Raw genomic sequence first — 25,627 nt, forward strand, 5'->3', positions numbered from 1 at the left:
TCTTTAGCGAATCCAGCCGTTCTCCCGAGGCCAATCGAGCTTTTAGGCAGTCCGTAACAGTCGCGACCATTGCCTGCATCTACCGAAATTTTTGGCGGATCAGCACATCTTCAGAAATTTCCAGACAAGCCTGCTGAATGGCCTCATCATTGAGCCCTAAGTTGTCCGCGCACCAGATGTGGTGCTGAGCAGCACGGGGAGAGCGACCCTGGGGCTGGCAGACGAGTTTCCCCGTTGAGAGGGATCAATGGGGAACCCTCTCTCTTAAAGCTGTAGAAATTCAGTGCATCAGGCGCAAATCAGTGTGACGTGGCGAACGTGTTTATGCGGATATCGCATCGCTCGGGGAGGACTCGCTTCTCCTCGCGGTTCCGTGGCTCCACAACGTTAAGTCGCAGCTTGGTTGAAGGTCAGCCATCGCGGCAGAAGGAGCTGCTCAAAAACGCGGATCACACCGCTCACATCATTCGTTTTCATGAGACCTTGATGGACGAATCGTGAAAGAAAAATAATTACCTATTTGCGATATTTAAAGCTTTAAAATTAAACAAACAATTAAGTGCTTAAGTCGTTCCGTTAATTAAAGGAGGACAGTATGCACAGTCAGAAGAACTCCCCGGCCTGCTTTTTGCGCTGGTCTGTGAGCAAGGTGACGGACAGGCTCTATGCGGTTGCGGCAACGGTTGATGGAAAGGAATACGACTTCGTCGGCAATTTCAAGAGTGTTCGAGAAGCGCAACAAGCGGGGCGCCGCTACGCCGAAGACCTGGTTCACAACTCCATGGCTGGTGGTCGCTTGTCGCTGAAACAACAGCCTCTAGCAGCCTGACCGTCTCCAATAACGAGATTTGAAGACAAGGATGGGTTCCCCTGGAGAGTGCACCTCCAGGGGTTTTTCAGCCTGAATCCATGGAACACTTGGGCACCGCCTGAGATCCAATGGCCAGCTTCGACAAGTCCACACCGTTCATGTTGCTGGCGCGAATTCACGTCAAACCCGGTTGTATTGACCAGTACCTGGAGCTAGCTCGCATCACCGACGAAGCCGTTCAGGTTTCTGAGCCAGGCATGATTCATCACACTTTTGATCAGGATCCAGACGATCCCCAGGCGTTCGTGTGGTCAGAGGTCTACGGCAACGACAAGGCGTTCAGAGCCCATGTGTCCAACCCTCCCGTTCAGGAGTATCTAAAAAAGCATGCGGAACTTGGCGATGGCTTCAGCATTGAGGTGTACGGCACAGTGGGCGATGACTGCCGGCAGCTGATGGAGTCGTTTGGACTTCCACTCAAGATCTTTGAAACCAAGCTCGGATACAGCAGGGTCTGAACAAACGGGCGGGACATATCTCTCGATTTGTGGCACTGCTGCCTACAGGCTTCTGTTCAGTTCATCCTTGAGCTTGTCAAGACGGGTTTTGAGTTGCCTGGCGCGACGGGTTGTGGGTTTCTCGTCATGGCTCTTCAGCGCTGATTTGATCACAGCGATCTCCTTCTCAAGCTTCCGTCTCCTCGTGAAGGAAAGCGCTTCCTGAGCAAGACCGATCAGAAAATCGCCCCGAGGGGCGTAACAAGGAGCATCTTCAGCTGACTCGTTGTGTGCGGGTGCATCCTCAGGATCAATCATTATCCAGGGATTTCTCGGCAACATCGGCCGCCACGAGAAACACATAGGAGAGAGCATTCATATGACTGGCCAGATCTTTGATCGATTCAACGATCTCCTTTCGCGACAAACCACTCTCCCGCTGAAGTCGAATGATCTCGTGCGTCAGTCGGGTCACATGGTCGCGACCATAGTTGTAAGCAGTACCAAAACAATCCTCACTCTCCTCATCAGTCCTGCAAGCTGAGGCAAAGTCTGAGGCAATTTTCTGAGAAAAATCTTCAACCTGACGGCAGGACATCGCTTTCTGGGTTTGCCGGAATGTATGCGATAAAAGAATGAAGCCCCAATAACTTTTTGAGCCAATGCGTTGAACTTCGAAGTCTTGCTTATCGATCAATGACAAAACTTTATGTTTTTTCTTGGAGAAACAAAAAGATGCTCGACGTCTTTCTCTAAACCATCGATCGATGCATCGACCTATGCAAAGGTTTCCTGCCTTGGTTGGACCGTGGTCGCAAACCAAGGCCAACAGGAGCTTCTCTCAAGCCTCATTTTGACTGAGACAAGCTTCTTTTCCTCGAGCAAAACAACAACGCATCCATTGATGTTCCGTCGGATTCGCCAGCGTCTTTGAGGCCTGAATATCGTCCTCCTCGATTTGGCCCACCGTTCAAGCAGCGAATTCGCCATCGTGAAGCCGGGGCGTCGCCTCGGGAGCAGATGCTTTGCAGAGCTGTTCTCTGTTGCCGTAGCCCCGTAACCGCGCTACCCACGAACCACCGGAACAGCCAGGCGGAGAGGGCTGGCTGGTAAGAGCCGAGCAGCAGAAGGTGATGCAGTTCAAGCCAGATGCATCCACCGCCCATGCACAGTGGGTGGTGCGCAGCTACAGCTGGATTCCGCCCAATCCACCGGTGCCCCAGACCCGGCGATGGATGCTGCGGCACAACGCCATCGAAGCCAGGAACACGATGCTCAAAACGGGCTGGCGGCGCTGTTCACCTCCCGTTCGCTGATGGCATCAAAAAACCGGTCCCCCCCGGGACCGGCATGACGCAATCACACAAAAACTTGGCTTGGTCTTAGCCCTTTCCCTTGGACTCCTCAGTTATGGCTCAGGTGTACGAGGAAACCATGAGCGCCATGGCGCATTGGCGAAAGGGCGATCAGGCGTGGAGAAAGAAGAGTCAATCAATCTCCATCCATCTCGACGTCGGGATCGAGACCGACATCATCGATACAGGCTTGTTTGTCCACTTGGCACAACAGCTGCATCAGGTTCTTTCGATCAAGGGCTGACAACTCACCGTTGATTTCCCACTTCAGACAGGTTCTGCGCTGGCAGCTGCCAGTATGACCCTTGAGGACCTCAAACATGACGGCCTCCCTTGGGCCGATGATTTGATACACACAACGGATTGACGGGGTAATGCCAGAGCAGCAATACCTAACGTGCTTGGAGCTTGCCAAGGCCCTCCAACCTTGAGCTGATGAATGTCAGTGACGACTGCTGGACCCCTGACACCTCTTTCGCCAACGTGATCGAAGTTGCGATCAAACGATGACCAACGGATCCGGCACCTGGGCCAACAATCAGCCCCCAGCAGCAGCCGAAAAACTCTGGAGAGGCCTGGCTCTGGTGGGAGCCTTCCACATCGGAGGAATGCTGATCAACGTCATCTTCCAGATGCTGGGAAACAACAGCCTGGATGGCATTCCCGCCAAATTCCTCGGCCTCTGAGCCCATCAGCACCATCTAAGCGCTGACCAGCCCCTGCAGCAGGCAGGGGTTTTTTATTTTCCAACTGGAACGCACCATGCAGCTCAGGCGCCAGGACAATCAAGGCGAGACCCAGCCATCTCGTACTAAGCAGAATTACCCATTGTTAAGGGAGATTGCGCAGCATTAAGTTCCCCTCGCATGCACGAGTCGTTCCCGGGGAGTGGGCTCTTCGGGAACCTTTTTTTGGGTAAGTTCTTCTCAGGTGAGTGATGTATCCCGTAAGTGGGCCCCGGATACATCTCATTCTATTGAACGGCCGCTTCTCGCTAACAGCCGAGAGGAGAGGAGCAGGCTAGGGAACCTGCTCCTTATTCCCTCCAGAAGCGTTTGCAATGGTGCTCGCGCGAGCATGATCATCGGCTATGCGGGAATGATTCTCATTTAGCAGTAATGCCTATTCCGCCTCCTGAGAATTCCCTGAGAAACGCTCCGATTGCACCTCGAACGGACCTCTGCTGATCCACTCTTGAGGTGAAGGCTGTGGTGCCTTCAATGCGTCAAGCAGGAGCGGGCTGAGGGGCCGGCTCTTTTTTTTGGATCAGAAGGCCAGCAAAGTCAGTAGTCCGCCTCACCAGCCACAAGACTGAAACCAGCTGATCCAACGCCGTGCTGCTCCTGCTGGCTTTCAACTTGATCGTCGTTCAAGAACCGGCGACCCCGCCTCCAATGAACTTGGCCTGCCCAGACGAAGTGCGACAACAGCTGGACGGGCTCTACGAATGGCAGGTGCAGCGCATGGACCAACCGAATAACACCTCCACTTCGCTCTCAAGCCAGAGCGAGCGCTTCAGTCCTAGTCTATTCAGTCTGCTGACGGAAGCCCGGCAACTCACCCCATCAAAGGATGGCCGCTATTTGGACTTCGACGTCTTCAGTAACACCCAGGTGCGGACCTTTTCAGCAGTCATTACCGGCTGCAGCGCGGCCCAGAAGAACAGCATCCTTGCTGCAGTGGAGGTGCAAGCCGGATTGCGCAACACCCCCAGCGCAACACCCCGACGATTGGAATACGAACTACAGCGGGACTGCACAGGCCAGTGGAAGATCGCAGAAATCACTTACCGCAATGAGCGGGTGTTTCACCTGAGGACTTATCTCGAGAAACTTGTGAATCCAACACCCTGATCTTCAACAGCCAAGCTGATAAAGGAGATCAACATCTCTGCATGCGTCGCAATTTCCTCCTGCTCAGAGGCTTACTGCTGGCGCTGAGCCTTCGGACCACTCTCCCCGCAGCGGCAGCCCCGATCAGCCGCGACGATCCGGAATCCAGCGACACCAGCAGCAGAGGCATCTCCACCGCCCGCGGATCCGCCGTGGTGGTCACCGCCAATCCCCTCGCCAGCAAGGCGGCGCTGGCTGCGTTGAAGAACGGCGGCAACGCCATCGATGCTCTGGTCACAGCCCAGGCGGTGCTGGCGGTGGTGGAACCCCAGAGCTCCGGCCTGGGGGGTGGTGGTTTTCTGCTCCACTGGGAGGCCAAGCAACGCCAGCTTGCAGTGCTGGATGGCCGTGAAGTGGCCCCCGAACGCAGCCGCCCCGCCGATCTGCTTGATGCCGCGGGGAACCCCCTCCCTTGGCGGCAGGCCACCAGCAAAGCCAACGCCATCGGCATTCCCGGCACCGTGGCCCTGCTCTGGGAGGCCCATCAAAACCACGGCCAGCTGCCCTGGGCACAAATCCTGCAACCTTCGATCCGCCTGGCCAGCGATGGCTTTCTGCCGAGCCCGCGACTGCTGCGATCCATTCTCCTGGCCCAGCGCTTCGGCGTGGCCCACAGCCCTGATTTCCAAGCGCTTTACCTGCCCGGCGGCCAGCCACCAGCAGCGGATCAACGCTTCCGCAACCCAGCCCTGGCACGCACCCTGAGGCTGCTGGCCAGGGGAGGGGGGCCAGCCTTTTATCAAGGGCCTCTGGCGCAGCAGATCTTGGGCGGGATCAACGCCCTGCAGGCAAGCGAGCCGAATTTCCGCGGCTGGAGCTCCGCTGATCTGAGCAGCTATGCCGTGGTCCGGCGCACCCCCCTCTGCAGCCAGCAGCTGCAGCACCGGATCTGCACGGTCCCGCCCCCCAGCAGCGGTGGCTTGGCGCTGCTGCAAACTCTGGCGCTGCTGAACCAGACCACCCACCTGGCCAGCTCCAGTGCAGGTGAGCCGCAGGTATGGCGGCAGCTGGCCCGCGCCCAGGCCTGGGCCGATGCCGACCGGCTCTACTGGGTGCACGACCCCATCGATGGAGCAGTGCCCAGCGCAGCCCTGCTGGATCCGGCCTACTTAGACAGCCGGGCCAGAGCCATGCAGCGCGCCAACGGCGAAAGGCCAGCGCCGGGGTTGCCCCCAGGCATCGATCGCTATCCCTACGGCAGGCCGGATCAGGACATCGAACAGGGCACCAGCCAAATCACCATCGTGGATGCCAGCGGCAACATCGCCTCCTACACCTCTTCAGTGGAGACGATCTTCGGGAGTCGGCACCTGATAGGAGGCATGGTGATGAACAATCAGCTCACCGATTTCGCCTTCAAACCAAGCCTTGGCGGCAAACCGGTCGCCAACCGCCGACTGCCTGGACGGCGGCCGATGTCGTCGATGGCGCCGACGCTGGTGTTCCGCAAGGGCGAGCCGGTGCTAGCCCTCGGCAGCCCCGGCGGCCGCAGCATTCCCCATCTGCTCAGCCGGGTGCTGCTGGCATCCCTGGTCTGGAACGATCCACCGGCGCGGGCGGTTGGCCTTCCCCATCTCTCACGCCGGGGCACAACACTGGTGCTGGAAAGCAATCCGCCGCTGCCCTGGCCGTTTCCGCTGCAGCAGCTCAAAAGCGAAGCAAGCCCACGGCTTCAGAGCATCGGCAGCGGCACCGCTCTGATTCAAAAAATCGATGCTGGCTGGCAGGGGGCCGCTGATCCGCGCCGCGAAGGAACGGCCCTGGTCCTGCCCTGAGCCAGCCAGCCGGCGATCAACCCTTGGAGCGCAGGTGCGTGAAGCTGGGCACGCCATTGCCCCAGGCACGGGTGATGGCCAGGATCAATGCCCCGATCAGGGCCAGGTTCATCGCAAAGCCGCTATTCACCGGGAAGGTGTGGAACATCAGCGTGGTGGGAACCAGGAACAACAGCAGCAGCGAGGCCCCCAGCACCGTGTTGCTACCGAACACCAACAGGGCCGATCCGGCGATCAGCACCACAATCGCTGCCACCAACAGCACAGAAGCGAGGGGTTCGGGGATGCCATTGGAGGCGATGAGGCCTGCGGTTTCAGCAAAGTTGGTGAACTTGGCCGGCAGGGCATTCACAAACACGGCCGCCATCAGCACCCGGCCGAGGAAATCGAACAGCTTCGAAGCAGTCATGAAGATCAGTAGCCCGCAGGTGCAGAGGAGTCGTGACAAGCACTCTAGGGAGCAACTGTTCACCAAGAACATTCACAGGCCACCAGAGGATGAGCTGATCCAGGGATGGAGATCAGCCGTCAAAGGCGGTAGGACTGAGTTCAGCAGGGTCGGGATGGGCCGAGCTCGATGCTGGAGATCAGACCCTTCACCCCCGCCGACCTCGACGTGATCACGGCCCTGGCCCGTGAGCAGGATTTCGCCCCAGGAATCGGCGACATCGAGATCTACGCCAACACCGACCGCCAGGGGGTCTGGCTCGCTTGGCACGACAACACACCGGTGGGCTGCATCGCGGCGGTCACCTACAACCCCGACTACGCCTTCATCGGGCTGTTTGTGGTGAAGCCGGAGCATCGGGGGCAGGGGATCGGCCGTAGGCTCTGGCAACACGCCCTAAAAACACTCAGCGGCGTTCAATGCATCGGCCTGGAGGCCGCGGTGCAGATGGTGGGTTTCTACGAACGAGCTGGATTTCAGAAAGACTGCATCACCACCCGCCGGCAGATGCTGTTCCGCAGTGAGGCAACACTCGATTTAAGCCCGAGCCAGCGCAGCGACGTTGCCGTAGTGCCTTTGCGCGAGGTGTCGCTGGATGCAATCCAACGCTACGACGAACGCCATGAGATCAGCCCAAGACCTCACTTCCTTGAACTCTGGCTCCGCCACAGAGCCGGAGATGTGTTCGCAGCGAGGGATGCCGAGGGTGAATGCCATGGCTACGTGCGCATTCGGCCTTGCCTGATGCCGATCGGCGAGGGATGGCGGGTGGGTCCCTGGCTTGCCGAAGACCCCGGCATGGCCTCGCTTTTGCTGAACAACGCCCTGGACCACCACAACGGTGTCGTGCTAATCGACACCCCCGGCCACAACCCGAGCGCCAAAACCATCCTCAGCGCCCGGGGCTTCAAACCGATGACGTCAACTGTGCGGATGTACAAGGGCGTGATCCCAAAGGGGCACGACCGCAACGTTTACGGCCTGGCCTGCCTCGAGCTGGGTTGATCGCTGAACGAACACTCCACAGATCACTCCACAAGGAATTCGCTGCGCAAGGCCCGCGCATCCTGAATCCGCTGCCCCACCGCGAGCTGGCGCAGGCGGGTGTTCAACCAGGCGCGCAGTCGGGTGGACGACACCGACTTGTTCAGCAGACCGTCCGAAGGCTCAGGCGTGCCGAAGGGAATCGTCATCAGCCACCAACGGCGGTTCAGGCTAATCAGATCGCAGCCACGCTAGCCCTACTCTCAGCTGGTTCTGCCCTGAAAGGCAATGCGTGTTCGTGCTGATTGCCAGGGCCTGGCCCAGCCCCAAGACTGTATGCATCGAGATCGGAGGCGTCCATGCGAGACGACGGTCCAACCGAGCAGACGTCAGAAGCCAGCTGACTTTCAGGCCCCTGCTCCAACAGTTTTCACACCTCTTGTTGGGTGCGCCCTTCGACAGGCCTTGTGCGAAAGGCCAGGCCGATCGGCACTCCATCTGCACCGTGCCAGGTGCCCTAAGGAGCTCCCATCACCCGACCCCTTGGAACATGGCCCCAGGCGCCATAAGCCAGACGCTTCGACCTTCCTTCAGCCACTTCTGATGGATTGCGTCATGCACAAACGAGCGAGTTAGGCCGCCTGTTCACCGGAACGGGACGGCCACATCAACCCTGAACACCATCGTTCAGACACAGACCCCCGGCCCCCTCCGTCACAGGGACCGGGGGTCTGCTGCTGGATCAGGCCTTGCGCTTCTGGTCGGCCTGCCGCAACTGCTCGCGCAGGATGATCGGATCATCACAGTGGGATCTGCGGTAAAGCGCTTTGATCTTGCGTGACTCCTCATCGAGAAGCTCCAGCTCAACCGCGTCCGCCATTCCCACCGTGAAATCTTCGATCTGGCGGTCTTCAAACTGATTCTCCAGAGCCATCAACTCCTTCAACGAATCACTCATATACAAACAACTCGACGCCATCAATTTGAGGTTTTCTCGAATCTTGATGTCAGCCTGCTCGCGCACATCCCGTGCCTTTTCCAGCGTGGCAATCAGATCACCACTGGCCGCCTCCTCAATCGTTGCCGCAGACGCTGTTGAGGTTGTTGCACAACCGAGCATCAGCACCAATAGCAACGCCAGAACGGATTGCAGAACCTTCATCGGAGTCCCAGAAGACAATTCACGTTAAGAGGAGACATCAGACGACGTCCCCTCAGATGAGGGAGACATTGCTTGGAATCACCACCCCACAACCCCTCGAGTGGGTGATGTGTGGCCCTCTGGTTTTGCCGATGCTGATGGAACACGAGCAGAGGAGAACCTAAGAGCATGACCAACACATCCGCCAAAGCCGAACTGCTCGATCTGCTGATCGAACCGCTGAAGGGATGCAAAGGGCTTTATGCCCATCGGCAGAACCTGATGCAACGGGTGATGCGCATGCCCGATCTGGAGGTGCGCGATCACCTCGATCGGCTCAGGGCAAGCCATTTCCCAGGCACTGGGGCCCCAAGGCCACGGCAGATCAAATTTAAGGAATGCTGAGAGACGCAAAGAAAGCCAAACCCGTATCGGTTGTCGCAGCCCAGTCCAATCACGAATCCGTAGGACGACTCGAGTTTCAAGCGTGATCCCATGGCCGAGACCCTGCGCCTGCCCTACTCCGTTCAAGGCAATGGAACTGTGGAATCGATCGGCAATCACCTGTATCGGGTCTGCGGACCAGCTGGGTGCACCGTTGTGATGGGGCTCAGCAACGCCCTTTACCTGAGCCGCAACGTGCCGGAAGTGGGACACAACGACCGCTCATATCGTTGACAAAAAAATTCGCCCCAACCAATGGAGCGAATCATCAAGCCGGAGCAATCCCCATCACCCGGCCGATAGCACCAGATCTTGATGCTTTGGCTGGATGGTACTCATCAGGCTCCAGATCTAGGGGGAGCACTATCACTTACGCAGAGCTCCTTGATCACACATCAACGCTGCATGTGGTGGCCATCAGAGTTATGTTGAGAGACCCATCACCCGCCCGCCCTTTCGGCGGGCTTTTTTGTGGCAACACCCCAGATGTAGCGCCTGATTAACACTGTGCGGCCGACTCATAAAAAAGGAGGGTTCCCTAGTCCCTCCCCTGTTCGACGCAGTTTCCCCCTGTTCTGAGCTGGGGGTTACCTATTCATTCTGTATCCTGAGGAACCAAACGGCATCAGTGATTGCACCTACCGAACGGTCGCATCAGCGATCAAGCAGGCCAGCATTGATCTTGGCGTCGGGATTGAGCTTGATCAGCATCCAAAGCAACATGGCCGAGCAATCGCGATCACTCACGCCGTAGTCATATTTCCAGTCAGCCACGATCCTCTTGAGCTCATGCTGAGCCTGGGTGATGAACTCGTCGTTCCATTCCTGCACCAAGCGATTCAGTCCTCTTCGAGATCCTCTTCTTTGACGTAGAAGGGTTCATCAGAGCCGGGCTGATCATTCTCCAGCACGAGCACCTTGAGCGAATCATCGCTCTCAAAGACAAAGAGACCATCCTCATCAGGGTGCACGCCTTTCATTTCGGGATGCTGGTTGACGAGGCGCTTGAGGCGGCGCTGCTCCTTCCAGAACTTGGTTCCCTTTTCAACCAGATAAACCGTCAGAGCCAAGTTCACCAGCACGAGGGCGAGGAACTCCAGGGCCTCCATAGATCAAAACCGGGTCTTGTCGACCCTAGCGAGAGACGCAGACAGCGCCATAGCAAGCGATACCAAGCGACCAAAGGCACGAAGAGAACGGGACAGGGTGGCGGTAGCGGCTCATAATGAGAATGATTCTCGAATCTCGAGGAGGTTGCGATGGGTCAGGTGTGCCTGATATCAGGTCCCCCGGGGTGCGGGAAAACAACTTGGGCGCTCCAGAGGCTCCAGCAGCATCAAGGCCCCTGCACTTACCTGCGGCTGGAGGGAGAGAAGGCAGCCGGGCTTCAACAGGGGGAAGACAGCGGAATCGACCTGGCTTGGCTCAAGGACCAGGTGCCCAGGCTTGAGGAACTGGCGACAGCCAACGCGACGGATCTGAAGCAGGACAACGATGGGCTGACCCTGATCGAAGTTCAGCAGTTCCATCCCCCCAGCCAGGAGGGAATTGAAGGGCTCGGAGACGACGTTCTCTCCAAGCTGAAGGCCTTTCGGCTGCACCCCGACCAACTCCTGCACTTCGGGCGTGACCCTGAATTGCCTGCAAAAGACACCTTGGAGTTCAGCAAGCTTGAGGCATGGCACACTTCTCTTTCCGGTTCTGTCTGGGATCCCAACAGCCTGAGCAGCTTCTGGTTTGAACTCGTGAACGGTGCCTACGGCGATGTGTACCGCGCCAAAGGCCTGATGAATCTTCCTGACGGGCGGGCATTTTTCTGCAATTGGATGGTGAGCCAGGCGTCATCCCAGTTCCTGCCAATGGACGCCACGGCACCTCCGCAGGGTCGCCCTAGTCGAACCTCAGAGCTCGTTGTTCAGGGCAAGGCACTCAACCCCGAAGGCATTCAATCCACCATCAATGACTGTCTGCTGGCGGATGACGTGCTCGCCATGCAGCAACAACAGCTCCAACAACAACAACCCACATCGCAAGGCTGATTGACATGAACCACGCCGTCATCTCCTGTTTGCACGCCAACCTTGCCGCCGTGGAGGCGGTGCTCGACGACATCGACTCCCAGGGCATCCAAACCATCACCTGCCTTGGCGACCTTGTGGGCTACGGACCCCAGCCCAATGAAGTGGTGGAACTGGTGCGCGAGCGCGAGATTCCCAGCTGCCAGGGGTGCTGGGACGAGGACATCATTGACGGTCTGAATGCCTGTGAATGCAGCTATCCCTCCCAACTGGCGGAACGACGAGGCCATCGCGCCCATCACTGGACAGCCGATCTGCTGACGGAGGAGAACAAGGCCTTTCTGGCTGAACTTCCGATGACACTGCGGCGCGACAAGCTGCTATTTGTGCATGGCAGTCCGAACAGTCAGCACGAATATCTGTTGCCTGACATGAACGCTTTTGCTGCCCTTGAACGGGTGGAAACAGCAGGAGCGGAAACCTTGTTCTGCGGCCACACCCACCAGCCCTATGTGCGCGAACTACGGCAGGGGTCCATTCGGGTGAAGGTGCAACAACGCGACCAAGGCGCACCAGCAGAACAAGAGCTGGAACTGCCAATGCGGCGGATCGTGAACGCTGGTTCTGTGGGGGAACCGCGTCATGGCAGCACCAAAGCCACCTATGTGATCCATAACGACAACACCGGAGAGGTGACGATTCGAGAGGTCGACTACGACGTCGCCAAAACCTGTCGAGCGATCGTTGATGCGGGCTTACCTGAGGTGTTTGCCTGGAGGCTCAGCCACGGCTTCGAATACGCCGAGCGAGCTGAAGACGCCAGCCACGTGTGTGAGCGCTGATGGAACGCTGGGCCCTGGTGAGCGGTCTCCAAGGAGACCTGGATCTATACGAGCAGATTCAGAAGGAGTTGAAGCAACAACGGGGTGTTGCCAATCTCTTCGTTCTCGGTGATCTGATCGGATCACAACGCAAGTGCAATGCACTGCTCGAGCGGCTGAGGCAGCCGAAGCGCGCTGATCTTCCGCCCGACTGCATCTATGGCTGGTGGGAAGAACAGCTACTTGCGGAGTGTGGCTACCGCGGCGAAGGCAAGGCTGAAGGCCTCAGAGCCGAGCAGGGCGAAGCGGCGGTTGGAGAACTTCTCGCTGCGGTAGACGCCGACCATCTCAACTGGCTTGCATCGCTGCAGTTCGGGTTCATCGAACTCGACTGCGCTTTGATTCATGGCAGCTCCGCTGACGTCGGCGACCGGCTGACGGAAAACACCTCAGCCCTGGTACTACTGGATCGGCTGACACGGCTGGATGTGAACCGGCTGTTTACGGCGCGGTGTAGGCGTCAGTTTCGACTGGAGCTTTCCGGTGGATCCATCCAATCCCACGTCAAAGACCATGCCGGTGAACAGCAGAGCGAACAGGCTGTGCCCAAACGAAGCGTGATCGGCATTGGTGGGGGGAGGCACTACACCCTCTACGACCCCGCCACAGATCACATCGAATTTCGAATTGCGGGAGGGCCTTCCAACGCTTCGGGGATGGGCTTTGGCTGACTGCTACGTCTCGAGATGTTGTTTCGCAGCAACTGCTGAGCGAGTTGCTCGCCTGAACACAACAACGTCGTTTCACAACCTTTGATCCCAAAGATCACCTCTGTTTTTCAGACCCAATGACCACCGCACCAGCCACCGCCAACATCCCCGTCACCATTCTCAGCGGCTTCCTAGGAGCGGGAAAAACCACGCTGCTGAATCACATCCTGAGCAATCAGCAGGGGGTGAAGACCGCGGTGCTGGTGAACGAGTTCGGTGAAATCGGCATCGACAACGATCTGATCGTCACCACCGATGAAGACATGGTGGAGCTGAGCAACGGTTGCATCTGCTGCTCGATCAACGACGAGCTGATGGAGGCGGTGGAACGGGTGATTGAACGGCCCGAGCCACTCGATTACATCGTCGTGGAAACCACCGGTCTGGCCGATCCCCTTCCGGTGGCCATGACCTTCCTTGGCAGTGAGCTGCGGGACCAAACCCGCCTGGATTCGATCATCACGTTGATCGATGCAGAAAACTTCGACGACGTCGTTCTGGACACGGAAGTTGGCCGGGCCCAGGTGATTTACGGCGACATCCTGCTGCTGAACAAGTGCGACCTCGTCTCCGAGGAGCGGCTCGAGGCTGTCGACCAGCAACTCAGAGACGTCAAGAACGATGCGCGGATCCTGCGGTCGGTGAAAGGAGACGTGCCCTTGCCCCTACTGCTCAGCGTTGGACTGTTCGAATCCGACAAGGTGAGTTCCCCTGCCGACGATCCGAGCCTGGATCACAGCGACTGCGACCACGACCATGGCCACTGCAGCCATGACCACGATCACGGTCATGACCGCGGACACGATCACAGCCAAGGGCACGATCACAGCCATGGGCATGACCACAGCCATGGGGACGGTCATGACCATGGCCACCATCACCACAGCCACAACCACGGTGACCATCAGGACATCGAGGGATTCACCTCCGTGTCCTTCCAAAGTGATGGCCCCTTCTCCCTGCGCAAGTTCCAGAACTTCCTCGACAACCAGATGCCACAGGAGGTGTTTCGGGCCAAGGGAGTCTTGTGGTTCAACGAAAGCGAACGCCGCCATGTGTTCCATCTGGCGGGCAAACGCTTTTCCATCGACGACACCGACTGGACCGGTGATCGCAAGAATCAATTGGTGCTGATCGGCCGCGATATCGACCACACCACCCTGCGGGAACAACTCCAGGCCTGTGTGGCGCATTGAGTCAAAGGACACCGCACCCACGACATAACTCGAGTTGTGGTTGTTCCGTCTTGACGCTGGTTCTCGTAGGTCGCGTGACAACGGAATCGCCTTTGCTCAACACCCAGAGCGACCATTTTTTTGTTATGAGGTCGAGATGGCGAAGCGAGCTAACCAAAGCTTCCACGTTCTTCTGCTGCATCGTCAGATCAGCAACGTTGCTCAAGGTCAATCGACGCGCAAGGCTGTCCATACGTTGAAACCAATCACAAGCGACGCATGGTCGACCACAACCAACAAAAGCTCACGGCTCGCGAGATGGTGCGGGCCCACGCCTACCCCGTACTGGCAGCCCTCAGCAGTCTCAGCTTGCTCAGCATCACGGTTCTGCTGATCCCGCAAGCCGTCAAAACCCATCGCTACAACCGCTGCATCGACGTACAGATCGCCCTGCGGGCCAGCATCAATCCCAAGGGAGGCACGGCTGCCGGCAAGATGAATTACCTCAAAGCCGTCGAACATTGCGAAGGCTTCTAAACCGATGACCGCCATCCAACCGTTATTGGCTTTCAGCTTCGGGGTTTTGGCCCTGTTGGTGAACACAACGCCAGGAATGGCCCACGGCAAGGGGCTCTATGGCACCGAAGCCGAAGCCAGGCAGCGGGCAGCTGAAATCGGTTGCAGCAGCATTCATGAGAACAACGGACGTTGGATGCCTTGCACTGATGAACGGGAACTCCACCAACAGCTGCGAAAGCAATGAAAGCCTCCAGAACAACCAGCCGGCAGGCGCGGCGAATCCATCGCTGGCTGGTGCCGATCGCAGCAGCACCACTGCTGATCACCGCAGGAACCGGCTCCCTCTACAGCCTGCTGCTGGAGCAGAACATTGATGCCTTCTGGCTGCTCAAGCTGCACACAGGACAGTTCGGCTGGTTCAATCTTCAGCCCGTGTACCCAATCCTGCTGGGAGCTCTCACCATTGTTGTGACCGTGTCTGGGCTGACAATGATGCTCAGGCCAGCCCGTACGACAGGGAGTTGATATCACCCCGACCGCCTACTCCGCGCAAGTGCAGCCGCAGGAGCCACTGCCATGGCAGGGCTCGTGGTTTGGATGACCGGTGGCACAGGCCTCTGAACAGAAACTCTGGCCATCGCGAACAACAACCTGGGATGCCTGCACCTCACAGGTGCAACGCGGACAAGCACAGGGATTAGCAGGAGCCATCACAACAAATCAACAAACTGTTGTATGGGCCTAAAAAAGATGACCACAGAACAAACACACCATTTCCACACAATTCACGCGGAAAGATTGATAATAATTCTCACATTTCATAGCGATCGACAAGCGAAGAGCCACTTACAGCAAAAACAACAAAAAAGAAGAGTCACAAAAAAAGGCCAACAATCACAGCGCAACAAACCAAATAGCACAAGGGGAAGCAATTAAATCCGCCGCAACGCAATCAGGAAGTAGAAAAATAACGAGAGCAGCAACTCAAAGCAAATGAACAAAAATAGCCAATTGAGAAGCAAGACGCTGCGCGAAATCACTGCATGGTGCTACAAACGCGCTTCCCACCTTTCAATCACAGGTCACGACAAGGCGGCACAAGCCCTGACCGAAGAACACATGGAGTTACTCCAGAACGTCAACCCCGAAAACTTACTCTGGGTTGAAAATTAACTGAAACAACACTTTTATCGCGCCGACGAATTGTGTCGTACCTGACCTCAAGGAAAGCAAATATCACAAGAAGAGACAAAACCAAGAAGCCACATCGTGCTATAAGAGACATTAAATACGCACGAAATCTCGGAATACCCGTTCATAAATAGCAAAAAGATTCCATCAGGAAAATTAAGCACAACCCGGTGTAGCAAAAAGCACAAGTCAGTACCTCAATGAACACTGAGCACCAGCATCGAAAAAAGGGAGGGAGGCCCATATCCTTAAATTCGTACGAAACAGTCCGCCTAAAAAGACCTCAAGCTGGAGAAAATATAGAAATAACAGTAAAGAGTGGAGTTATAAGGATTGCGGGCAACCAATCGAACAATGCAAAAGACATAACTTTAGCTTTTGCATGCAGAGCAGATGCTTTCAAATTCCATTATCCAGAAGACCTAGAAATCACAATAGAAGCCATAACAGACACAACTTACATAGTTGAATCAATAGGCAAAAAAGGATCCGACACAAGCGATGCAATTATGGAATGGATCATTCAACTGCATATAGTGAGGAACGAGACAAATCTAGAAAACAGACTGATGAAATTTTTTAGATTACTGATAACAAGACTAGGGAAAAGAACATCAGAAGGGCTACTGCTCGAGCACACACTGCCCCATGCACGTATTGCTGAAATAATTGGATCCACGAGATCAACCGTATCAAGAACGATTAGCAATCTTAGGAAGTCACAACAAATTTATATTGATGAACTAAAGGAACAGATTATTTTACCTGTGGATTAACTAACGCCCACAACGACATGTTCCACCCTTCCACTTAGAGCACTTGGATTTCTTGCAACCCTTTTTCTTATTTACTGCAAGTCGGTTTTCGGAAGACTCGGCCAAGACCCTAGAAAATGTATTCTTCAACAATACCGTCACTAGCGGAAATGGATCTAGACACGGGGAGTGACAAAAAGCACAAAATCGCGAGTCATCTGATCCGAGTCAAGGCATACCCAAGGCCTAAGAGCGCTTGCTTCCATTGAGGAAACAGGCAATACGCGTATCAAATAAACCTAAGGCTGTATAGAAAGCTACTTTTAATTGAAGTAATCGAGTAGCAGGCGACACAGCAGAGCAGCAATATGTGTTTGCCCAAATCGGGCCTTCCTGTGTGAGGAATTCAATGAAGCTTTTCCAGCAACTGCTGGTGGCTCCCGCCGCCCTTGGCCTTCTGGCCACCGGCGCCAATGCCGCCGAGCTGAACATCAACGGCGTTTCTGATTACGCGGCTTCCGCTGATCAGGTCACCAGCGTCACCCAATTCTCTGACGTTTACCCCACCGACTGGGCCTATCAGGCTCTGGCCAACCTGGTGGAGACCTACGGCTGCGTCGCCGGCTACCCCAACGGCACTTTCCGTGGCAACCGGGCGATGACCCGCTACGAAGCGGCTGCCCTGCTGAACGCCTGCCTCGACCGGATCACTGAAGTGACCGACGAGCTGCGTCGCCTGCTCAAGGAATTCGAAACCGAGCTGGCCATCCTCAAGGGTCGCGTTGACGGCCTCGAGGCCCGCGTCGGCGAACTGGAAGCAACCCAGTTCTCCACCACCACCAAGCTGCGTGGTCAAGCAGACTTCTTTATGGGCGCCGTTAAATACGACGATCGTGATGAGTGCAACGAGGAAGTAGCCGGAGCTTGCGAAAGCGACGGATTCAACTTCTCTTACCGCTACACCCTGAATCTGGACACCTCCTTCACCGGTAAGGATCTCCTCTACACCCGACTTCGTTCGGGCAACATGAAGAACGTCTGGACTGAATCGGACTCCTATTTGTCCGACGCTAAGAGCGGTGATAACACCCTCAAGGTGGACAAGCTTTGGTACAGCTTCCCAATTGGGGATGAGTTCAAGGTCACGGTTGGTCCGTTGATCGAGAACTACTACATGATCGAAACTCCCACCCGTTACAAGCCGATCCTCAAGGCCTTCAAACTGGGTGGATACGGTGCAGTCCTGGGTGCTAGCACCGGTCAGGGCTTTGGTGTGCAGTGGCGTCAGGATGTTGACCCTGGTGATGCAGCCTTCAACATTGCGGTCAACTACGTTGCCGACGGTGGTGACGGTGCAAAAAGCACCTCTAAAAAGCAGATGTTCGGTGAAGACACCGATGCTTACCTGCTGAGCCAAGTTGGATATGGCAACCGTAAGTGGTATCTCTCAGCGCTTTATGCCCTGAAGAATGCACGCCAGCCTGATGGCTCATCGACCGCTAAAGCAGCAATGGGTTACTCAACCCCCACTGCTAAGAACTTGGCTCACCCCCTGCACGCCGTCGGCCTGCGCGGCTACTGGTCACCAGAAGACAGCGGCTTCATTCCCACCATCAGTGCGGGTCTGGACTTCGGCTGGGCTGATAGTGAGTACTACGGCAATGCAGAGGCCGTGACAGGCTGGATGGTTGGCCTGAACTGGAATGATGCCTTCATGGAGGGCAACAAACTGGGACTGGGCTTCGGTTCCTATTCCAGCTACGCGACCGAAATTCGTGACCGGCCCGATGGCGGCGACCAAAACTTCGCCATCGAGGCTTACTACGACTTCGCTGTAACCGACAACATCACCATCACTCCCGCAGTGTTCTGGGTTGATGATGCCAAGGGTAAGGATCAAATTGATGGCGCCAACAAGCTTGGCGGTCTTGTCAAGACAACCTTCAAATTCTGATCATAAAGATCAAAAGAAATGGCGCCCCTCGGGGCGCTTTTTTATTGGCATAAAAAAAGGGGGCATTTGCCCCCTTGGAAGAAATCAGAATGGTGTCACCAGCAGTTCTCGCCCTCTCCAATAGGAACACAAATATCTTCTTGCTCTGCCTTTTTCTTTAGAGCAGCAGCATCGGAATCCAACACACTTTCCTCATTCACATCTTGATCAGTATTCCATTCCTTAAGACCGCCAGCACTCTGTGCGTGAACAAAAGGGGCCGATGCAACAAGAAGAGACGTGGCAGCGACGAAAACTGAGATAGCAGAGGGCTTTGGCATTGGGATAGCTCAACTAATCTAATTGTAAACAAGAGCTACACAACAATAATCACGCCGAAGCTATCAAAAGCTACAAATCAACTCGACAAGCGTCGGACAGCGTTCGTATAGCTTTGAAAGATCAGATCAAGTTCATCCGATCGTCCATGGCGAGCTAACAAACCCCGTGCACCAGCATCGATATTGAATAACATTGAGCGGTCGTCAGCTGCCTTGACATAACTCTCAATCCAGCCGACACATACATAACGATCACCGCTCAAAACCGGTGTAACACAATGAAGCGTGGATGACGGATAGAGAACAACTTGGCCAGGTGGCAAGCGAAATTCCTTCGTGTCCTCACCACCAGTTTGGATCATTAAGGATCCGCCCTCATAGGAATCTTCATCACTGAGAAAGCAGGTGAAAGACAAATCCCGACGACCATTGCGGGAGAAAGGATTATCAACATGCCATCCATAAGATTCTCCAGCACTTGATCTAGAAACCAACAAACTATGGACCTTACGAACAAGTGAAAAACTTTTAACAAGAGGGTCACTCGTTAATGCTGTAGAAATGCAATTGCTAATCGCAAGTGAAAGCTCAGCATTCGGATCGAGCTGGTAGTTTTTCTTCACCAATGCAGCCTGGTCCCCTGCAGTCAATCGGCCATCTCGCCAGGGAAGGTTGGGAGCACTGAGGCGCTGCTGAAGGGCACAAACTTCATGAAGAGGCAAAAGAGAATGCGTCAGGAATTCCATCGTTCAGAGAATCTCAGGAATAAAAGCAATTGACAAATGCTACGAAACGGAGCGTCAAAAACAGCTGAAAACTGAAATCACTGTCCTAGCATAGATGAAACTATGTCTTGAAGCATGCGTAGGTTCTTTGCAGCGCTTGGTCTGGTGGCATCATTTGCTGCCCTACCTTCAGTGGAAGCAAAGGAAGTAAGGGTGTACTCAGGCCGGCATTACAACACTGATCGTGCCGCTTACAAACAATTCAGCGACGAAACTGGAATCAAAGTAAGACTAATCGAGGCCACAGGGATATCACTGGTTGAGCGGCTTAAACGAGAGGGAGAAAATTCAAACGCCGATGTGATTCTGTTGGTGGATGCAGCGAGGATTAACAACGCTGCAGAAGCAGGTCTTCTGCAGCCAGTGTCCTCGAGTGAACTCCAGTCGAATGTTCCTTCACGCTATCGTGATCCATCAAATCGATGGTTTGGTTTCACGAGGCGCGTTAGAGCAATTATCGTGAATCCTAATGTCGTCGATCCAAAGACGATTAAGACCTATTCCGATCTTGCAAATCCAGCACTCAAAGAAAAACTCTGTTTGCGTAAAAGAAAAAACGTCTACAACCAATCACTGGTGGCAGATCAAATCATATTGAAGGGTAAAAATGCTGCTTCTGTTTGGGTCAAAGGAATGGTCAAGAATGTAAGCCAGCCTTACTTTGGTGGTGATGTATCACTGATTCGTGCAGTCGGACAAGGTAAATGCGGGGTTGGACTTGTTAATCATTACTATCTTGCACGAATGCAGGCAGGAGCAAGTGGTAAAAACGATCAGAAAGTGACGTCCAATATTGAATTAGTCATGCCAAATCCAGCCCATGTGAACATCAGTGCCGCAGGAGTTGCTAAGTCCGCAAAAAACAAAGCAGAAGCAATTCAATTTATTGAGTTTATTTCGTCACCAAAAGGAAGTCGACTCATTGCAGGCCCAACCTTCGAATATCCACTAAAAAATCTTGGTACATCGAAAGAATTGAAAGACTTTGGAAAATTTACCCCAGATAATATTTCTATTAGTGCTTTAGGCGCAACTCAGAAAACCGCAATCAAAGTGATGGCAGATGCTGGCTGGCGTTGAACTAAAGAACTCAACAATCGACTGAAAAAAATCAAGATTTCAGATGCTTTTGATAATGACTCTCATTTAACTTGGTGCAAATAACACACCTTGCGAGCAATTCGACTTGCATGTGCGTATCATTTGAACATCAACAAGTAAAAAATGCTGAGCACAACCAATTCGATCTCCGCTTCATCTATCGCTTGCGGACCATCAGGTCGTGCAATTGCAGAAGCGATTGACTCTGATCTTCTAAGCGCGATCCAAGCCCACCTCAACATGGAGAGGCAAGCCCATGCCTCTTATTTCGCTGCAGCAATCTGGTTTGCTGAACGAGAGTTGAGGGGATTTTCACGATTCTTCCGAGACGAATCCAACAGCGAGCATGAGCATGCTGCAAAATTCGCGGAATACATCATTGCTCGAGGGCAAAGCGTTGCACTACAAGTTGTCGATGCTCCCTTGCAGAACTGGGCATCCCCTGCAGACGTAATGGCAACCGCATTTCAAATGGAGGTTGACGTCACAGCTTCGTTGCAACAGCTGTATTCAATGGCAGAAAGAGTGAGCGATACGCGTACCACGGTGTTTCTCGACCCGATGGTGGAAATGCAAACTCAGTCAGAACACGAATTTGCGCACCTTCTTGGACGGGTGAAGTTTGCAGATAATCAAGCAGCGGCTTTATTGCTCATCGACAACGAGCTAGACCAAGGAAATAACAAACCTGCATCTCTTCAGGGTTAATTCACTCACGGCCAGAAAATTGATTAACACACATCAACTTTCTGATGTCACATATTTAGCCCTTGTGGATCGATTACGAAACATTTTATATCCCGCATTAACGATTTAGGCGATACTTCCAGGTATTCAGAAATAAGCCGATGCGACCAGCCTTGGCTTCTTAATGCCATTGCAATCTTCAGTCGTTTTTTACGCCAACCATTAGGAGACCCTAAATAATGCGAAACTCTTGATGTTGAGCATGAATTCATGACATAAGCCCTTTATTTGAGAGATAATATAAATTAAAGCACGCGAATCGATTAAACAACAATTGAATGTTGCCTGCCAACATCATATAAGCAAGACTGGTGTATAGCTAACATCAATCTAGAACGTAGCCAATGACGCTCAAGCGAGATACATATACGAGCAGAGGAGACTAATTGAAGTTATTGTATGATTTTAATTGGAGTGATGTCCTCATTCAAGGTGGAATTAAGAATGCCTGATGGAGTCAAACACTTCGTATGTCCTGATGATGAATACGTTCTAGAGGCAGCAGAGCAGGCTGGAATTGATATGAGTTATTCATGCAGAGCAGGAGCATGCAGCACTTGTGTAGGGAAGATCATCGAAGGAACAGTTGATCAATCTGATCAAAGTTTTCTCGATGATGAACAAATGGAAGACGACTACACACTTCTATGCGTAGCTTATGCAACATCAAATTTGATCGTAAAGACTGACTGCGAAGAAGAGCTTTGGTGAAAATAGTAAAAAGAAAGAAACGTCTCAAAATGAAAGCGCAAAGAGGAAGGGAAATTAATTTGGTGGATCAGTATCTAAATGCATCCTGCTTCAACAAAATAAGCAATACAACCTATCAGAACATGCTGAGTTACGAATCAAAGGCCGATCCAATCGAAAAAAAATTGATTAAAAGGATCAAAGAACAAGTAAGGCACGGAAAGGTCATGCTTTCTTCTGAATCAAAGGTGAAAGCTTGATCAGCCTGGATGTGATAAAGAATACAGCCAGTCGTCTTCTCTGAGAGAAAACATAATCAAAAGCATCAGAAAATAAGAAAAATAAAATCAAATGAGCACCAGTCAGATACTTTGGATTGATCTCCAGCCATCACTGTATTGCCTTTTCAAGCGAACAGCGCAAAGCTTGGGTCAAAACTTTGAAGTCAAAAGATGGTCATTCGAACATGATCTTGATGAATCATGTGATGTTGAAGTCGTCCACAGCCTAATGAGACACACGATAGAAAACTCTTCAAATCCAGTTCATCTTATAGGCCACGGAATAAGCGGTACTATTGCATATTTATTTGCTCAAAAATATCCCAACAACATATCATCAGTTTCCGTGCTATCAGTGGATACTAACTCGACAAATCAATGGACTAGTCATTATCAGAGTATGCGGAGCCAATTACCCTGCTCAAGATTTCATATTTTAAGCCATCTAAGCCGACTATTGGTAGATAGAAAAACTGAAAAAGTTGTCAATATTATGGCGAGGCTGTTAGCAAAATGTTTAGATAATGATTTAGTGTATGGATCTATTGTCAATAGCCAACCAATCACAAATCTAAACAAAGCTGAGGTTCCAATACTGGTGATTAATGGTGAAAAAGACTTTGTTGTTGATGAGCAGAGTGAAATCAGATGGAGACACTGCCTAAAACCTGGAGACTGCTACCAAAAAATTTCTGACGGACGCCATTTCTTCCCATTTACAGAGTGGAATAAAACTGCAAAATTGATAGAATCATTTGTCAGGATGGTACCTGAGCAACATCAGAACCAAGTCCCTAATAGCTGCAAAAATCTGAGTATTAGTAAAACCAACTCATGAATCAAATGAATACCTTCGACGTCATCATCATTGGTGGAGGACCAGCGGGTTGTTCTTGTGCATTGTATACAGCAAGGTCAAATCTATCGACAATTATCCTGGACAAAAATCCAGCTGTTGGTGCACTTGCTATCACTCACAAAATTGCAAACTATCCGGGTGTGGAAGGAGACACATCAGGTGAGGCATTATTAAAAACAATGAGAGTTCAAGCATTTAACTATGGAGCGGAATACAAGCAGGCTCAAGTTTATGGAATCAACATGACTGATTCAGAGAAGACTGTATATACACCAGAGGGAACATTTGTAGGCAAAACATTGGTTCTTGCAACAGGTGCAATGGGAAGAGAATCAACACTTCCCGGTGAGAACGAATTTCTTGGTAAAGGGGTTAGTTATTGTGCAACTTGTGACGGAGCTTTTTATAAAAACCAAGAAGTAGCTGTCTATGGATCAAATCATGAAGCAATTGATGAGGCACTTGTACTCACAAAATTTGCATCAACAGTACATTGGATTACCAATAATAAACCAAACGGAAATTCTCCAGCAGTAGAAATCCTTCTCAATTCTAAAAATGTGAAGCACTGGAAGCGAACTAGGCTCACCTCCATACAAGGAGATGACCAGGGAGTAAATGCTGTCAAAGTTCAATTATCTGGTGGTCGTGAAGAGCAGATGATCCAAGTTCAAGGTGCTTTCGTCTACTCCACAGGTTCTCTGCCCATCACCGATTATCTACAAGAACAGGTACCGGTCAACCCAAATGGTGGAGTTCGAGTAAACAGCGACATGATGACAAATCTCGAAGGAGTCTGGGCAATCGGCGATATCCGCAATACACCCTTTAAACAGGCTGTTGTTGCTTGCTCTGACGGATGCATTGCAGCGATGGCAATTGACAAGTATTTGAATAAACGGAAGGACGTCCGGGTGGATTGGGTGCATCGATAAAAAAAGCGCCCTCTCGGGCGCCTACAGTTCAGTAATAAATTACGTTCAGGCCTCAGCGTTTATTTGCTGAACCCAGGCCTGCAAACGATGATCTGTCAATTCCGACTCATTGTCTTCATCGATTGCAAGTCCGCAGAACTTACCATCAATAATGCTCTTTGAGTCATCATAGGTATACCCTTCTGTGGAAACCTTACCAATCAACTTGGCACCAGATTGAAGAAAAGCCGTATACAGTTCCTCCATGGCATCACAGAAAAAATCCGAATAACCGGAGGAGTCACCAAGACCTACGATTGCGACTGATTTACCGGCAAAATCCTTGTCAGGAATTTCCTGAACCAGATCATCCCAGGCTGTTCCTGACCGTGCTTCATCAGCGCCTGTATTCCAGGTTGGAACACAACAAATTAACGACTCAGCTGCAACCAACTCATCAATTGAATCGATGTTGTCAACATCCTTCGCTTCTGTTCCAGGAAGAAGCTCCTTGAGTCGATCAGCCACATCCTCAGTTTTACCAGTAGATGTGGCAAAGAAAATAGTGAAAGTCATGCAAAAGAAATCACCAATCAAGAATCGCAAGTCATCGCTCTCCCGAATTAACGCTTGTTTCAACTGGAGGTGAAATCAGTTACATCCAGACACCTCATCCACCTCATTCTGCCAGACAAATTCTTATCTAAGACTGTCTAAGACGATTCAAAGACTCACGATACTCCGACAATGCTTGATCAAATCCTGTCTCACGGATACGTTTGAGCCAACGGAGACGAACCAAGTCATCCTGTTCAATGTGGTCAATGAATTCTTCGAGTATGGCTGATCCAACAAGCATGTCAAACTCTAAGAACCATGCCAGACTTTAAATAATTCTATGAACGGCGGTCAGTCAAATGATTCTTTTGATTCGATCTTAAGCTATACTTAATAAGAGCAAATAAGAAAAAAAGAATGACTTCCTGACAAAATCCATCAAGAGAATTTCATTCGATTTATATTTAAAGCCAAGCGCAATAAGTTTATAAAATCAAGAAGGCAACCAAATGGCTAAAGCAGCAACACTTTTAAAACAAAATATATTAAAGTAAAATATAATTAAATAGGCAAACGTCAAGCTAGACAAAAAATCGTAAAACCAGTTCAAGAAAGGTGATATGACAGCTTTGCTGCTGACAGGCAACGAGACAGCAATTCTTCTAACAAACATTTCTGCATTGATTGAGAATCAAGAGATTGACTAATCACAGTCATAGATTCTTTTATGGCCAAACATCTGACATGGTAAAAAGATATTTCCGCAACGAGCCGATTTTTAAGCTTGGGATGCTGACAATGCTGTATTGAACGACTAGCACA

Annotated in this window: 34 protein-coding genes; 24 read left to right on the plus strand and 10 right to left on the minus strand. The window is 52.6% G+C overall.

Annotated elements, in window-relative coordinates:
• Nucleotides 1-640: 640 nt before the first annotated feature.
• Both SYNCC9605_RS07760 and SYNCC9605_RS07765 read left to right on the plus strand, forming a co-directional pair.
• The gene (locus SYNCC9605_RS07760) at nucleotides 641-829 is read left to right on the plus strand and encodes a hypothetical protein (RefSeq protein ID WP_083757090.1); all 189 of its coding nucleotides are present in this window, start codon (nucleotides 641-643) and stop codon (nucleotides 827-829) included.
• Between the two features lie 110 nt (nucleotides 830-939).
• A complete protein-coding gene (locus tag SYNCC9605_RS07765) occupies nucleotides 940-1,329 on the plus strand; it encodes a putative quinol monooxygenase (RefSeq protein WP_011364514.1) in 390 nt (129 codons plus the stop codon).
• A 289-nt stretch (nucleotides 1,330-1,618) separates the two neighbouring features.
• On the opposite strand, the gene SYNCC9605_RS15475 is transcribed toward SYNCC9605_RS07765, so the two are convergent.
• Nucleotides 1,619-2,137, minus strand: coding sequence for a hypothetical protein (locus SYNCC9605_RS15475; RefSeq protein WP_257928624.1), 519 nt, complete (start codon nucleotides 2,135-2,137; stop codon nucleotides 1,619-1,621).
• A gap of 277 nt (nucleotides 2,138-2,414) precedes the next feature.
• Here SYNCC9605_RS15475 and SYNCC9605_RS07780 point away from each other — a divergent pair, with 277 nt between their 5' ends.
• From SYNCC9605_RS07780 to SYNCC9605_RS07800, 5 genes are all read left to right on the plus strand, one after another.
• Nucleotides 2,415-2,624, plus strand: a complete 210-nt coding sequence (locus SYNCC9605_RS07780) for a DUF1651 domain-containing protein (protein ID WP_049749461.1) — start codon at nucleotides 2,415-2,417, stop codon at nucleotides 2,622-2,624.
• Between the two features lie 118 nt (nucleotides 2,625-2,742).
• Nucleotides 2,743-2,907, plus strand: a complete 165-nt coding sequence (locus tag SYNCC9605_RS14725; RefSeq protein ID WP_156783059.1) for a hypothetical protein — start codon at nucleotides 2,743-2,745, stop codon at nucleotides 2,905-2,907.
• Between the two features lie 262 nt (nucleotides 2,908-3,169).
• On the plus strand, nucleotides 3,170-3,349 hold the full coding sequence (locus SYNCC9605_RS07790; RefSeq protein WP_041434861.1) for a hypothetical protein: 180 nt from the start codon (nucleotides 3,170-3,172) through the stop codon (nucleotides 3,347-3,349).
• 648 nt (nucleotides 3,350-3,997) lie between these two features.
• Nucleotides 3,998-4,516 carry a DUF3828 domain-containing protein gene (locus tag SYNCC9605_RS07795; RefSeq protein WP_156783006.1) on the plus strand — a complete coding sequence of 173 codons (519 nt, stop codon included), beginning with the start codon at nucleotides 3,998-4,000 and terminating at the stop codon, nucleotides 4,514-4,516.
• 41 nt (nucleotides 4,517-4,557) lie between these two features.
• Entirely contained in the window at nucleotides 4,558-6,330 is a 1,773-nt protein-coding gene (locus tag SYNCC9605_RS07800) for a gamma-glutamyltransferase family protein (protein WP_011364520.1), read from the plus strand.
• A gap of 16 nt (nucleotides 6,331-6,346) precedes the next feature.
• Here SYNCC9605_RS07800 and SYNCC9605_RS07805 read toward each other — a convergent pair whose 3' ends face one another.
• Entirely contained in the window at nucleotides 6,347-6,739 is a 393-nt protein-coding gene (locus SYNCC9605_RS07805) for a DoxX family protein (protein ID WP_041434863.1), read from the minus strand.
• A 168-nt stretch (nucleotides 6,740-6,907) separates the two neighbouring features.
• Between SYNCC9605_RS07805 and SYNCC9605_RS07810 the strand changes: the two genes are divergently transcribed.
• Entirely contained in the window at nucleotides 6,908-7,783 is an 876-nt protein-coding gene (locus tag SYNCC9605_RS07810) for a GNAT family N-acetyltransferase (protein ID WP_011364522.1), read from the plus strand.
• Nucleotides 7,784-7,806: 23 nt separating this feature from the next.
• On the opposite strand, the gene SYNCC9605_RS15190 is transcribed toward SYNCC9605_RS07810, so the two are convergent.
• Together SYNCC9605_RS15190 and SYNCC9605_RS07815 are read right to left on the minus strand one after the other, a co-directional pair.
• Nucleotides 7,807-7,971: a hypothetical protein gene (locus SYNCC9605_RS15190; RefSeq protein WP_011364523.1), complete on the minus strand. Its 165-nt coding sequence runs from the start codon at nucleotides 7,969-7,971 to the stop codon at nucleotides 7,807-7,809.
• A gap of 533 nt (nucleotides 7,972-8,504) precedes the next feature.
• Nucleotides 8,505-8,924, minus strand: coding sequence for a hypothetical protein (locus SYNCC9605_RS07815; RefSeq protein ID WP_011364524.1), 420 nt, complete (start codon nucleotides 8,922-8,924; stop codon nucleotides 8,505-8,507).
• 168 nt (nucleotides 8,925-9,092) lie between these two features.
• Between SYNCC9605_RS07815 and SYNCC9605_RS07820 the strand changes: the two genes are divergently transcribed.
• Both SYNCC9605_RS07820 and SYNCC9605_RS07825 read left to right on the plus strand, forming a co-directional pair.
• Nucleotides 9,093-9,308, plus strand: a complete 216-nt coding sequence (locus tag SYNCC9605_RS07820; RefSeq protein WP_011364525.1) for a hypothetical protein — start codon at nucleotides 9,093-9,095, stop codon at nucleotides 9,306-9,308.
• A 90-nt stretch (nucleotides 9,309-9,398) separates the two neighbouring features.
• Nucleotides 9,399-9,581, plus strand: coding sequence for a hypothetical protein (locus tag SYNCC9605_RS07825; RefSeq protein ID WP_041434865.1), 183 nt, complete (start codon nucleotides 9,399-9,401; stop codon nucleotides 9,579-9,581).
• A gap of 420 nt (nucleotides 9,582-10,001) precedes the next feature.
• Here SYNCC9605_RS07825 and SYNCC9605_RS07830 read toward each other — a convergent pair whose 3' ends face one another.
• Together SYNCC9605_RS07830 and SYNCC9605_RS07835 are read right to left on the minus strand one after the other, a co-directional pair.
• Nucleotides 10,002-10,181, minus strand: a complete 180-nt coding sequence (locus tag SYNCC9605_RS07830) for a hypothetical protein (protein ID WP_011364526.1) — start codon at nucleotides 10,179-10,181, stop codon at nucleotides 10,002-10,004.
• 5 nt (nucleotides 10,182-10,186) lie between these two features.
• Complete coding sequence (locus SYNCC9605_RS07835) at nucleotides 10,187-10,456, minus strand: hypothetical protein (RefSeq protein ID WP_011364527.1); 270 nt, start codon at nucleotides 10,454-10,456, stop codon at nucleotides 10,187-10,189.
• Nucleotides 10,457-10,606: 150 nt separating this feature from the next.
• On the opposite strand from SYNCC9605_RS07835, the gene SYNCC9605_RS07840 reads away from it, so the two are divergent.
• The 7 genes from SYNCC9605_RS07840 to SYNCC9605_RS07875 all read left to right on the plus strand — a co-directional run bounded on the left by SYNCC9605_RS07840 (nucleotide 10,607) and on the right by SYNCC9605_RS07875 (nucleotide 15,175).
• Nucleotides 10,607-11,386, plus strand: coding sequence for a GTP-binding protein (locus SYNCC9605_RS07840; protein WP_011364528.1), 780 nt, complete (start codon nucleotides 10,607-10,609; stop codon nucleotides 11,384-11,386).
• A gap of 5 nt (nucleotides 11,387-11,391) precedes the next feature.
• Complete coding sequence (locus tag SYNCC9605_RS07845; RefSeq protein ID WP_011364529.1) at nucleotides 11,392-12,207, plus strand: metallophosphoesterase family protein; 816 nt, start codon at nucleotides 11,392-11,394, stop codon at nucleotides 12,205-12,207.
• Nucleotides 12,207-12,917 (plus strand): hypothetical protein, encoded by a 711-nt coding sequence (locus SYNCC9605_RS07850; protein WP_011364530.1) that lies wholly within the window; start codon nucleotides 12,207-12,209, stop codon nucleotides 12,915-12,917. Before SYNCC9605_RS07845 ends, SYNCC9605_RS07850 begins: the two co-directional genes overlap by 1 nt.
• Before the next feature lie 116 nt (nucleotides 12,918-13,033).
• The gene (locus tag SYNCC9605_RS07855; RefSeq protein ID WP_011364531.1) at nucleotides 13,034-14,152 is read left to right on the plus strand and encodes a CobW family GTP-binding protein; all 1,119 of its coding nucleotides are present in this window, start codon (nucleotides 13,034-13,036) and stop codon (nucleotides 14,150-14,152) included.
• A 258-nt stretch (nucleotides 14,153-14,410) separates the two neighbouring features.
• Nucleotides 14,411-14,668, plus strand: coding sequence for a hypothetical protein (locus SYNCC9605_RS07865; protein WP_011364532.1), 258 nt, complete (start codon nucleotides 14,411-14,413; stop codon nucleotides 14,666-14,668).
• A gap of 4 nt (nucleotides 14,669-14,672) precedes the next feature.
• Complete coding sequence (locus tag SYNCC9605_RS07870; RefSeq protein WP_011364533.1) at nucleotides 14,673-14,894, plus strand: DUF3721 domain-containing protein; 222 nt, start codon at nucleotides 14,673-14,675, stop codon at nucleotides 14,892-14,894.
• Entirely contained in the window at nucleotides 14,891-15,175 is a 285-nt protein-coding gene (locus SYNCC9605_RS07875) for a hypothetical protein (protein ID WP_011364534.1), read from the plus strand. The genes SYNCC9605_RS07870 and SYNCC9605_RS07875 overlap by 4 nt, the downstream gene beginning before the upstream one ends.
• 15 nt (nucleotides 15,176-15,190) lie before the next feature.
• On the opposite strand, the gene SYNCC9605_RS13915 is transcribed toward SYNCC9605_RS07875, so the two are convergent.
• Nucleotides 15,191-15,361, minus strand: coding sequence for a conjugal transfer protein TrbI (locus SYNCC9605_RS13915; protein ID WP_071813022.1), 171 nt, complete (start codon nucleotides 15,359-15,361; stop codon nucleotides 15,191-15,193).
• Between the two features lie 680 nt (nucleotides 15,362-16,041).
• Here SYNCC9605_RS13915 and SYNCC9605_RS14730 point away from each other — a divergent pair.
• On the plus strand, nucleotides 16,042-16,617 hold the full coding sequence (locus SYNCC9605_RS14730; protein ID WP_011364535.1) for a helix-turn-helix domain-containing protein: 576 nt from the start codon (nucleotides 16,042-16,044) through the stop codon (nucleotides 16,615-16,617).
• A gap of 388 nt (nucleotides 16,618-17,005) precedes the next feature.
• Entirely contained in the window at nucleotides 17,006-18,550 is a 1,545-nt protein-coding gene (locus SYNCC9605_RS07885; protein WP_011364536.1) for an iron uptake porin, read from the plus strand.
• A 95-nt stretch (nucleotides 18,551-18,645) separates the two neighbouring features.
• Here SYNCC9605_RS07885 and SYNCC9605_RS07890 read toward each other — a convergent pair whose 3' ends face one another.
• Entirely contained in the window at nucleotides 18,646-18,870 is a 225-nt protein-coding gene (locus SYNCC9605_RS07890; protein ID WP_011364537.1) for a hypothetical protein, read from the minus strand.
• A 77-nt stretch (nucleotides 18,871-18,947) separates the two neighbouring features.
• A complete protein-coding gene (locus SYNCC9605_RS13925; protein WP_011364538.1) occupies nucleotides 18,948-19,616 on the minus strand; it encodes a Fe2+-dependent dioxygenase in 669 nt (222 codons plus the stop codon).
• A 114-nt stretch (nucleotides 19,617-19,730) separates the two neighbouring features.
• Here SYNCC9605_RS13925 and SYNCC9605_RS13930 point away from each other — a divergent pair, with 114 nt between their 5' ends.
• The 5 genes from SYNCC9605_RS13930 to SYNCC9605_RS07910 all read left to right on the plus strand — a co-directional run bounded on the left by SYNCC9605_RS13930 (nucleotide 19,731) and on the right by SYNCC9605_RS07910 (nucleotide 24,268).
• The gene (locus SYNCC9605_RS13930) at nucleotides 19,731-20,735 is read left to right on the plus strand and encodes an extracellular solute-binding protein (protein WP_011364539.1); all 1,005 of its coding nucleotides are present in this window, start codon (nucleotides 19,731-19,733) and stop codon (nucleotides 20,733-20,735) included.
• Nucleotides 20,736-20,879: 144 nt separating this feature from the next.
• Nucleotides 20,880-21,464, plus strand: a complete 585-nt coding sequence (locus SYNCC9605_RS07900) for a ferritin (protein WP_011364540.1) — start codon at nucleotides 20,880-20,882, stop codon at nucleotides 21,462-21,464.
• Between the two features lie 456 nt (nucleotides 21,465-21,920).
• The gene (locus SYNCC9605_RS13935) at nucleotides 21,921-22,214 is read left to right on the plus strand and encodes a 2Fe-2S iron-sulfur cluster-binding protein (protein WP_071813095.1); all 294 of its coding nucleotides are present in this window, start codon (nucleotides 21,921-21,923) and stop codon (nucleotides 22,212-22,214) included.
• A gap of 330 nt (nucleotides 22,215-22,544) precedes the next feature.
• Nucleotides 22,545-23,312 (plus strand): alpha/beta fold hydrolase, encoded by a 768-nt coding sequence (locus SYNCC9605_RS13940; RefSeq protein WP_011364543.1) that lies wholly within the window; start codon nucleotides 22,545-22,547, stop codon nucleotides 23,310-23,312.
• 5 nt (nucleotides 23,313-23,317) lie between these two features.
• Nucleotides 23,318-24,268 carry an NAD(P)/FAD-dependent oxidoreductase gene (locus SYNCC9605_RS07910; RefSeq protein ID WP_041435661.1) on the plus strand — a complete coding sequence of 317 codons (951 nt, stop codon included), beginning with the start codon at nucleotides 23,318-23,320 and terminating at the stop codon, nucleotides 24,266-24,268.
• Nucleotides 24,269-24,313: 45 nt separating this feature from the next.
• Here SYNCC9605_RS07910 and fldA read toward each other — a convergent pair whose 3' ends face one another.
• Nucleotides 24,314-24,823, minus strand: coding sequence for a flavodoxin FldA (gene fldA, locus SYNCC9605_RS07915; protein WP_011364545.1), 510 nt, complete (start codon nucleotides 24,821-24,823; stop codon nucleotides 24,314-24,316).
• Nucleotides 24,824-25,627: the final 804 nt, after the last annotated feature.

Origin of the sequence: Synechococcus sp. CC9605 (assembly GCF_000012625.1) — a bacterium.
In the GTDB taxonomy this organism is placed as follows: Bacteria; Cyanobacteriota; Cyanobacteriia; order PCC-6307; family Cyanobiaceae; genus Parasynechococcus.